The sequence below is a fragment of the Methanosarcina sp. 1.H.T.1A.1 genome (assembly GCF_000979295.1).
Classification (GTDB): domain Archaea; phylum Halobacteriota; class Methanosarcinia; order Methanosarcinales; family Methanosarcinaceae; genus Methanosarcina.
This window is the reverse complement of record NZ_JJQY01000047.1, coordinates 1-9,935: the sequence shown is the minus strand read 5'-3', so window position 1 is coordinate 9,935 and position 9,935 is coordinate 1. Positions and strand designations below refer to the sequence as shown.

Genomic DNA, 9,935 nt, shown 5'->3' with positions numbered 1-9,935 from the left:
AGATGTGTATAAGAGACAGCCAGTACCTTTTGTCATTTCCATTGCGGATCCGTATACGGGTAAAATAAGAACAACTACGATGATCAGGACTGCAATAACCTGTTCTATTTTAATGAACTTCAAAAATCCCGGAATATCTGCCGGAGATTTTACATTACTTTTAAACTTCTCATTGAGCTGGTTCCATTTTACTTTTTCAAGCAGCAGGCCTCCTACATAGGCGCTGAGAACTGCTACATTAATGGAGTAGTAGTACGCAAAACGGTTCTGGCCGTAGATTGTAAGAAAGATTAAAGCACTCCAGATCAGGATCAGTACTTCTTCAGGCTTCGGTTTTCTGAACAGTTTTGCCGTTAGGAAAACCATCCCGAGGAGTGAAGCAAAGAAACCTGAGGCTGTAAAGTTCCCAAAGACCCTTGAAAGGGTAAAAACTCCACTCTCGTAAAATATCGAGGATACTTCCCCAATTGTGGCTGGTCCGCCCGTCTGCACTCCAAACACGTAACTTGGAGCGCTTAATATCAGAGAATAAATGGATGGGACTACAATCTTTAATGTTAAAAGTCCCAGAACGACAATTCCGAGTATTGCCAGAGGATAGTAGTAGGCTTTTATATTTCTACTTTTGAATGCTCTTTCAATAAAACTCAAAGCTAGAAAACCTGCCATTGCTCCAATAGCTGTGGCAACATGGAACCATGAGTAATGATACATTGAAAAACCCATATCAGGGTGGACAAAGGGGAGTATGAGTATTATGCTTACCAGAAATGCGATTATGCCTGTGAATCCGAGGTAGTCACTTGACTCGCCATGGAAGATATCAATTATATACTGTATCACGGCATAGACCAGTACAACCAATAAGAAAAGAGAAGCTCCTGGCCACGAAAGCTGATAAGCCGAATACATGACCCCTGCCATAATGGAATATACCAGAGGCTCCTTCAGAACGCTGAGATTTTTATTAATTACATGCTCAAAACTTATTTTTTTTCTCTTTGCAGAAATCAAAGCCAGCATGAAAAACATCATGAAGAAAGTACTGAATAGAGACTCCGCCACATGGTGGTCTGTAAAGCCAATCATTGAACGTGATAAAAACTGTCCTGGAGCAAAGGCTATCAAAATCGCAGCCAGTATCCCTGTTTTATGCCCTCCCAGGTATTTCCCTATATAGTATACAGGAATTACGGTAATTGCTCCCAGTACTGCCGGGAAATAAGCTCCTACCCAGTTAACAAGCTCCGGGCTGGGATTGCCCATTCCAAGGATCAGAATAGTAATGGCGATCATCTGATCGAACAATGGACCGAAATGTATGTAACTCCCGTAAGGATAGTTGGTCATAGGGTTGAAAAACATCCTTTGGGGATAGTTTTCAAGAAGGACATTTAAAGTCCGCATATGGTACCAGGGATCATTGCCCCCGAACCTTACAAACCCGTTGGATAAAAAAACCGAGTCTGAAGGAAGTATTCTAATCCAAAGAGCTAAAAGGCCAATTATCGAAACTGCCAGGGCATATGGCCAGCTGGATTTAATTTGTGTTTTGAATGATGACACAGGATCCTCAGAATTCATGATAATCCCCTTTAAGAGGTACACTTTTGCAACTAAACAAAATTTTGAGTTAAGAATCAGATTGATTGTATTAATTCAATGTAACGGTTTATAATTGTATCCCACTTCTGGTCAGGAGCTTCATAGTACTTTTCGCTCCCAAATTGATTCAGAACGGCTTTTCGGATAGACTCAACGTCCCCAGGCGGAACAAAAAAAGTCCCTTCATAATTAGCCATCGATTCTTTCAGACCGCCTACTTCGGAAACAACAACAGGTTTTCCAAAAGACATGGCAATATGCGCAATCCCGCTCTGGGAAGCCCTTAGATAGGGCAAAACCACAACATCTGCGGCGCTGAAGTACACATTTACTTTATCGTCGGGGACATATTCGTCCACAAGAGTGATCCTGTCGGAGTAAGGGGAAGCTTCGATCTGGTCAAGCAGTTCTTTGCGGTCTTCCCAGATTTCCCCGACAATAAGCAACCTGCTTTTCTGCACAACTTCGGAAGGAAGTTGCTCAAAAGCCCTTATCAAATAGGGAATCCCTTTGTATTTCCGGATCAAGCCGAAAGAAAGGATAACAAACTCCTCTTTTATTGAGAGAGCTTCTTTTGCCTTTTTACTGTCAAGCACCTCCCCGTACTGGTCATAGAGCCCGTGAGGGATTACATGGATTTTTTCAGGGGCAATGGCATACCTTTCGGCAACAAGTTGTTTATCGGATTCGGAATGTGTAATGTAGGCATCAAGGTTTTTGCGCAGCAATTTTCCTGTTATTTTGGAATATAAACGTATCGGGAGGATAGATTCTTCAAAAGGGTCCACAACTTCGTGAAACTCTATGATTATTTTCGGTTTATTGAGCAGACTTGCAAAGAGTTTGAGCAAGAGATGCATCTGGGCTACCGAAGAGGTCCACCATTGTAAAATAATGACATCCGGATTTTGTTTTTTAATAAAACGGAATGCATCCGCCCAGGTAATAGGATTGTTATAATCCATGCCGTCAAAAACGGGGATTTTTGATGAGAAACTTAAACTGGAGATATTCTTCCCTACATGGGATTTCCCAGGGAACAAGAATGTGGGAAGTAATTGCCTGAAGCAGATGATGGAAACATCTCTTTTTACGGACATGGCATTTGCCAGACGGATAGTGTAATAACTGATACCACTTAAAAAACGCTTGGAAGGTCCGACTATGCAAATATCTTTTGTGACTGCCATTTAACCTAACTATTGCATTATCTTTATATTAAACTTATGCATAACTTTATGCAAGTAAGGACTTCCTGAAAAAATAGAATTGCGATGCATGTAAACTACAAAAGAAAACTGTCAAATTTTGAGGCACTGGTAAATGGCTAACACAACAAACGAAAAAACAAATCTTTATCAAGTACTCATCGATTCTATAGGAGGAACAAATCAAAAAGTATGCGTAATTACTTCAATTTTTCCACCTTACCCAGAAAATGTTCCCACTTTCAGAGGGGGAGTTTCTGAAGAACTTGCCGAACTTGTTGAGAAACTAAATAAAAAGCAAATTCCTTGCATCGTGATATCATTATCCCTTTTCGGCTTATCGCCAAACCATCCACAAGTTAAAAGAGTTGGAAAATATGTGCCGTATACTGTAAGTAAACTTCGCCAGCTTTTTTTTCCTTTCTACGAATTCTTTAATCCCACCATCTTCTTAAGAATGATTTCCATACTGAAAAAAGAAAAACCATCTGTTGCTTTGATCGGGCAAACATATCAGTTCTCTGTTGCTCTACACCTCGCTTGTATGCTTATGGGGATAAAAAGAATAATTTTCTTCGATTGGTTGTGTCCTCTGTATCCGAAGGAGAAAGCGTGTTCAATTACAGAAAGGGTCAAAGAATGCGGGAATTGCATGTCAAAATCAGATAACGCTTTTTTGAATATTATAATAGGTATATTTTCCTCATTTATATTTCTGGTAAAAAGGGAACTCTGGAACAGTTCATACAAGATAGCAGTTCAAAGTGAATACCAGATTCAACTTTTCAAAGACTGGGGGATCGATGCAACGAAATTTGTAATGGCTCCTCCCACGTCTACGATTAAGGAAGATGACACCTATACAGCCAAACTTTTGAAAATTAAAGGAGAAGGAAAAGCCATTTGCTATATTGGTCGCCTGACTGAAGAAAAGGGATTTGATGTCCTGCTTGAGGCTTTTAAGCTCTGCACGTCTCAAAACCGAAGAAATATAAAGCTTTTTGTTGCAGGATCTGGCCACCTGAAAAAAGAAATTGAGAATGTAGAGTATATTGGATGGGTCACAAAAGACAAACTGGGAAGTGTATATAAAATCGCAGACTTGATTGTTGTTCCCACAGTCGTGCCCGAGATACACCCGGCAGTTGTTGATAATGCGCTTGAATATGGAAAAAAAATAGTGGCTTTTAATGTAGGGGCCCTAGAAGCAATGATAGGGACCCGCGGAGTGCTTATTGATGAAATTAGTGAAGAAAAACTGGCCAAAAGTATCTGTGAAAATATCTGAATTCTTAAGAGCCTGTCACTATAGTCTTTGACGCAACCTATTACACGCATTAACGCTCATATTCTCTTATTTTGGGGAAGGAACAAATTATTATTGATCGAAAGCCTACTTTCGGCAGGTGGCTTGTATATTCGGAATAAGTTTTCACGATGCCGTTTTTCGCCTTATTTCAGAAATTACATCCAATATCTGTAGATTCCATACACATGCTCTTACTTATATATGGATCGAGATTTTGAGTATATAAACGTTATCAAACGATTTCATTTAGAGATTGTTAATTCAAAAACGGCAGCGAGAAAAATGTTTAAAATATTATGTCGACCTGCCGAATATAGGCGAAAGGTAATTCTTGATGAACTTAACTCTTTAATCAAACATGAAAACAATTCAAGAGTGCTGAAAAGGCTCTATTTTGTCAAATTTAGGTATTTGGGAGATTCTGTCGAAGAAGCTGCTACCAAAGTTGGAGTCACTAAGAAATGTGGTTATTATTGGCAGGATGATTGGAATAAAGGAGGCTATGCCGCCTTAATACCAAACTTTGGCGAAGGAAGAAAGCGTAAACTTACTGATGAATAAATCAAATTGCATGCGGCCACCCCGCCCTAAACAGGCTGTCCTACAATTACTTGTAGTAATAACTCGTGATAATCGGAGCTAAACCGGAACTTTAGAGCTTTATGGAATTTGCATTCTATTCCCTATTCCTTTTTTCAACAGGGAAAGTTCCATTTATTTTGACTTTTTCTTCCAATTAGCTCGTTTTCATTAAGTGAATCCAGATTTTCCTTAAATTGGCGGCAATACACACCAAATTAAATTCATTCTTTACGGATTTTAATCCTCTTGTTAAAAATTCTCTAAACCCCAGATTCTCTTTATAATTTCCAATCACAGGTTCTACTACCTGCTTTCTTTGCCCAAAAATTTCTTTTGCTTCTTCTGTTTTCATCTTATCTGCTAATTGTTTTCTTTCTTTCAAAAAATTAGCGATTTTTAAATATCTAATTCCATCCTTTCTTTTTGTACAATTTTTACTAACTCCACATTTCTTACATTCAGTTCCCCTGTAAACTCTGCATGTTCTCTTCCTTTTTTCCTCATAGCTTTCATATGAAAACTTCAATCTTTGATTTTCAGGACAAATAAATTAATCATTTTCTTCATCATACTCAAAATATTCTATATCAAATCTGTTCTCTTCAACGTCTAACGTTTCTTTTTTTGCTTCTTTTATCTCTGGAATATATGGATCCAATTTCTTAGTGTTTAAATAATGAATGTTTTCTCCACTATAATATCCACTATCTGCACATACTTTAGTTCCTTTTTTCAACAAACAACAATTTTCTTCTACAAGTTCAATCTGCGACTTCAATTGATGCATATCACTTCTGTCTTGGCAGACATCATTTGAAACGATAATCCCCAGTTTATGATCTACCGTGATTTGAGTATTGTATGCCAGCTCAAACGTTCCCTTTTTATTTTTCATAAACCGAGATTTTTGATCAGTCAAACTTACTTTCTCAATACTATCTTTTTCGAATTCAGTAAGCGCTTCCTTAATCTTATCTTTGAGCACGTTTTCTCGATCATCAGATTTGGCCTTATTTACCTGTTTTATGTACTTCGCAACTACAGATTTTACTTTGTATTTTCCATTTTCATTCAACTGATCGTAACCACGGCAGTTACCAAAATGTTCATCTTCAAGTTTGTCTACTTCAATACCTTTTTTAAATTCATTGTTAACATATTCTCCAATTACTCTCAAGACTTCTTCCAAAACTACATTATTTTTTGACGCAGAAGCTTTTACTATAGACCCATCTATGCTTAATTGCTCCAGACCTATTACTCCAAGATCTTTAGCTGCCTTTACCGTATTTTTAAACACTTCCGTGATCAATTTTTCATTATTTTTCCTGAAGTCACTGATTGTTCTAAAATTAGGTTGCAGGTTTTCAGCTAAATACATGTAAACTATGTTTTCTCGAACATTGCGAGCTATCGCTCGCGATGATCGAACTCTATCAAGCATAGATTGAATCAAAATCTTGCACATTATGCACGGATGATAAGAAGGATGTCCAGAACCACTATACCTTATTTCAAATTCACTAAAATCCATCTCATCTACAAAAGACTCAACCAAATAGCAGATATGATCTGGTGGAATAAGATTTAGAATATCATGAGGAAAAGTCCAAACTTGATCTTTTGAAGATTTGATGAAAACCATAACTCCAAATCTTCAAAACAAAATTATAAAAATCTGATTTATATTCAAACAGGAAAACTTAATTATCCACGAGAATTATCGGACAGCCTGTAAAGACGGGGTATGCTTCGTGCCGCACGCCCGGTTCTTGGGAATAGTTTAGTATCCTTTGACAAGATTTCCTTAATATAGAGTTGCATTCCCAACTCCTGTTCCCATGGCACCAAGAAACCTCATTTTACAAAGAAGCGATGATATAGATATTTGAAAGAAACCAAAAAGAGGAGAAGGTTCATTTCATCCCCCGACCTGAAGGGTGTGGGGTATTTGTGACCCTCCGCGCTCCCGTAGTAATCAACCAGCTAATGGGGCATGACTGAATTACTTATATCAGCGAATATATCCTTCTCCCAATACCATCTGAAGTACCATCTGTTCTCTCATTTCAGGTGAAACGTTTTTACTTATTGTAAAATTCTCTTCGTATAAGGGCCTGTGCTTCATAGAAGATTTATGCTTTGACCAAAATTCTTCAATTGTGTACAACATTTTTGCAGGATTTCCCGCAGCAACCACGTTTGGAGGAATGTTGTTACTAACCAAACTCCCAGCACCAATAATCGAATTTTCACCAATTGTTACATTTGGCAGCACAATCGTCCCAGCTCCAATAAATACGTTGTTGCCTATATTTACTTTTCCAATTCTTGAATATCCAAGCTTTCGCTTCATACTTGCGTCATGTGCAAGAACGACAACATTCATCGCTAAAGTAACATTATTTCCAATGGATATCAGCCAAGGAAATTGAGAATCAAGATAAACGTTCCTTTGGAAACTGCAATTACTTCCAATTTTTAATCCACGGTTAGTTAATAATTTGTACAAAATATCTGAGCGCAACTTCAAAATCTTTGAGTAGATTTCCACACACAAATGCATTAACATAGAATCCCTCTATTAGCTGCCAATTCCATAGAACAAATTGCAATCTATTTGCTTAATATTCCAGAATTATATATGAAATAAACACTTCAATGTTTATTACTTTAGGAGTGCAGAGGGTCACGAATATCCCGCCCTTTACAGGCCACCCGACAATTACCACCAGTAATAACATAATTCCTTTTATTCGATTTAAAGGCTTTATACCCTTATTTTTACATGTTTTTGCCCTGAAATTGAATTGTCGGACAGCCTCTTTAGGTAGGGGATGAAGTGAACCCTCGCCTTTTTTTCTTTAAATCTCTAAATCATCGTTTCTTTGTAAAAGGAGGTTTCTTGGCACCATGACCATGAGATTAGAATGTAACAACTGACGCAATCAAGCACTATATTAAGGAATCACAGAGGGAACCGAAATCAGAGTTTCAATCATTTAGATTAAGAAAATGTGGTCAAAGAATATTAACGATTCCTGAGAAACGAGCATGCGACCCGAAGCATACACTATCCTTTACAGGCAGCCAGATAATTAATATCAGTAATAAGTAACAACCGCTTATGTTAAACGGGAAATTTATAAAAAATCGAGAAAACTTTATATCGCACTTTCCGCAGTAAAATTTCTTAATTTTATATTTTTTGGTGCTCCGTTTATATTTAGTTGAGATTATGTATTTAGGTTATATCAAAAAGTGGGGAATTTTAAACCAACCAAAGTAAAGGAAATTAAACCGCCATTGACTGCTTTTATGTTTGCTAAAAATCTCACAAAAGATATAAATCTGCCGAAAGCAGGATATCCGTTTTCGCAATAATGTTTAGCATAGGAAGTAACGTGTTTTTTTATCAAAAGCGCCATCGTTAAAAAATTAAAAGATGTCCGGTTGCCTTCCGATTGGAATTATACTGTCATAAATTAAATGAATTGTCTTAGAAAATATAACATTAATATAAGAAAGTTTCCCGACATCATGAGCATATTTATTGGCAAGAAACATTTCCCTTTGCAGCTTCGTAAACAATTTCGTCAGATTTGAAGCATTATCATTTCTTATTCTGTATAATAACTGGCTTTTATTATCCACATAGTCTATAGGTCTTGATCTGGCTATCCTCAACCACATTTCATAGTCCTCAATAGTGACTAATTTAGGGTTTTCATCCAGCAGCCCTAATTCATTGAAGACTTCCATTCGTACCATAGCACCAGAGTTTGCAATTACTGACTTACGATATAGAGAAGTAAAAACATTTCCTCTTAGCCTAGAGCTTGGTTTTGGAAATATACCTTTTACTGACGATGTATCGTCTAATAAATGAGAATATAAAACATAAGACATACCTATTTCCTGATTTGACTCCATTAGATTAAACTGCAGTTCTAATTTTTGTGGAAGCCAGACATCATCAGAATCCAGAAAAGCAATATATTTCCCATTTGAATTTTTTATACCATGATTTCTTGATGCGGCAATGATTCCATGATTCCTGAATTTTAAGTATTTAATACGATCATCATTATACGATGCAACTATTTCTGCAGTATTATCCGTAGAATAGTTATCGATGATTATTAACTCAAAATTACCATATGTCTGGGTTAAGACGGATTCTATGGCTTCACCAATGAATCTGGCATGGTTATATGTCGGCATAACTATGGATACGAGTGCTGATTTATCATTTGAGCTCATATGATAAACTCCTCACACAATTCCATTGTTTTTTCAATCTCATAAAGTAAGTTGCCTTTTAAAGTAAATCCGGTTCCCAAAAGTTTCTCTATACTGAATTCAAAAGGTCTTGGGACCACGGAATTATCATCGGATTTCACTATTATATCAATAGACTTATCTTTATACTTTGATTGATATACACTTGATACTCTCTGAGCTACATCTAAAATTGACATGGAGCAATTGCCGCCTAAATTATAAATACCATCCTTCAAGTATTCAGGTTTAACAAAGAGAAAATGGTGCACAGCTCTTGCTACATCATGTAATGGTATGAAATCTCTGTATTGTTTACCTGAGGATTTCAAAACAATTTTGCCAGTAGTAACAGTCTGTCTACATAAATCATTAAAAACAAGTGTCCACCTATTAATCTCCTTATCCATTGGATAACCGTAGCTGTTAGATAACCTGAATATTAAAGTATTCATGCCATAGTAATGGTTAAAAAACACAACAAAATCTTCAGCAGCTCGGTGAGTTATTGCATATGGATGAAAAGGCCTAGTAGGAGATTCTTCAGTGATTATTGGACTCGTTGGTTCCCCATAAACATGAAATGTAGAAAAATAGATGAAACGATTAATATTATTAGAATGTGCAACCTTTAACAGTTTATACGTACCCAGAGTATTTACGTTTAGGGCAGACTCAGGATTTTTCATTGAGTCTATCTCATTCATAGCTGCAAGATGTATAATAACATCGATATTTTTATTTTTTAAGCAGTAATCAATAGAATCCTCATTAAGAACATCCATATCCAAAACTGTAAACTTTTCAGCCCAGAGAGGTAATTTCCTGCTTTTCTTATTCCTTGTGGTCAGAAATATATTTGATTGAGGATCATTCTCTTTAAGGTAGTGCGCTACCCGCCCCCCAATATCTGTCTCTTATACACATCTCCGAGCCCACGAGACGGACTC

General features: G+C 37.0%; 6 protein-coding genes and 3 pseudogenes. 3 read left to right on the top strand and 6 right to left on the bottom strand.

Going from position 1 to position 9,935, the window contains the following annotated elements; genetic code table 11:
- Together EO95_RS04760 and EO95_RS04755 are read right to left on the bottom strand one after the other, a co-directional pair.
- Positions 1 to 1,584 (bottom strand): oligosaccharyl transferase, archaeosortase A system-associated (locus EO95_RS04760; protein ID WP_048132634.1); only part of this gene is annotated, 1,584 nt, incomplete at its 3' end.
- Between the two features lie 56 nt (positions 1,585 to 1,640).
- Positions 1,641 to 2,795 (bottom strand): glycosyltransferase, encoded by a 1,155-nt coding sequence (locus tag EO95_RS04755; protein WP_048132633.1) that lies wholly within the window; start codon positions 2,793 to 2,795, stop codon positions 1,641 to 1,643.
- A gap of 133 nt (positions 2,796 to 2,928) precedes the next feature.
- Between EO95_RS04755 and EO95_RS04750 the strand changes: the two genes are divergently transcribed.
- A complete protein-coding gene (locus tag EO95_RS04750) occupies positions 2,929 to 4,101 on the top strand; it encodes a glycosyltransferase family 4 protein (RefSeq protein ID WP_048132631.1) in 1,173 nt (390 codons plus the stop codon).
- Positions 4,102 to 4,404: 303 nt separating this feature from the next.
- Positions 4,405 to 4,680 (top strand): annotated as a pseudogene (locus EO95_RS04745) (transposase); the annotation flags it as partial.
- 29 nt (positions 4,681 to 4,709) lie between these two features.
- Here the strand turns inward: EO95_RS04745 and EO95_RS04735 are convergent.
- Positions 4,710 to 6,349, bottom strand: a pseudogene (locus tag EO95_RS04735) (IS1182 family transposase).
- 369 nt (positions 6,350 to 6,718) lie between these two features.
- Positions 6,719 to 7,216, bottom strand: coding sequence for a DapH/DapD/GlmU-related protein (locus tag EO95_RS04730; RefSeq protein WP_162197346.1), 498 nt, complete (start codon positions 7,214 to 7,216; stop codon positions 6,719 to 6,721).
- A gap of 417 nt (positions 7,217 to 7,633) precedes the next feature.
- Here EO95_RS04730 and EO95_RS18165 point away from each other — a divergent pair.
- A pseudogene (locus EO95_RS18165) lies at positions 7,634 to 7,732 on the top strand (IS200/IS605 family transposase); the annotation flags it as partial.
- Positions 7,733 to 8,142: 410 nt separating this feature from the next.
- Here EO95_RS18165 and EO95_RS04725 read toward each other — a convergent pair.
- Positions 8,143 to 8,967, bottom strand: a complete 825-nt coding sequence (locus tag EO95_RS04725) for a glycosyltransferase family A protein (RefSeq protein WP_052733504.1) — start codon at positions 8,965 to 8,967, stop codon at positions 8,143 to 8,145.
- Positions 8,964 to 9,893, bottom strand: coding sequence for an SDR family oxidoreductase (locus tag EO95_RS04720; protein ID WP_048132625.1), 930 nt, complete (start codon positions 9,891 to 9,893; stop codon positions 8,964 to 8,966). The genes EO95_RS04725 and EO95_RS04720 overlap by 4 nt, the downstream gene beginning before the upstream one ends.
- Between the last annotated feature and the right edge of the window lie 42 nt (positions 9,894 to 9,935).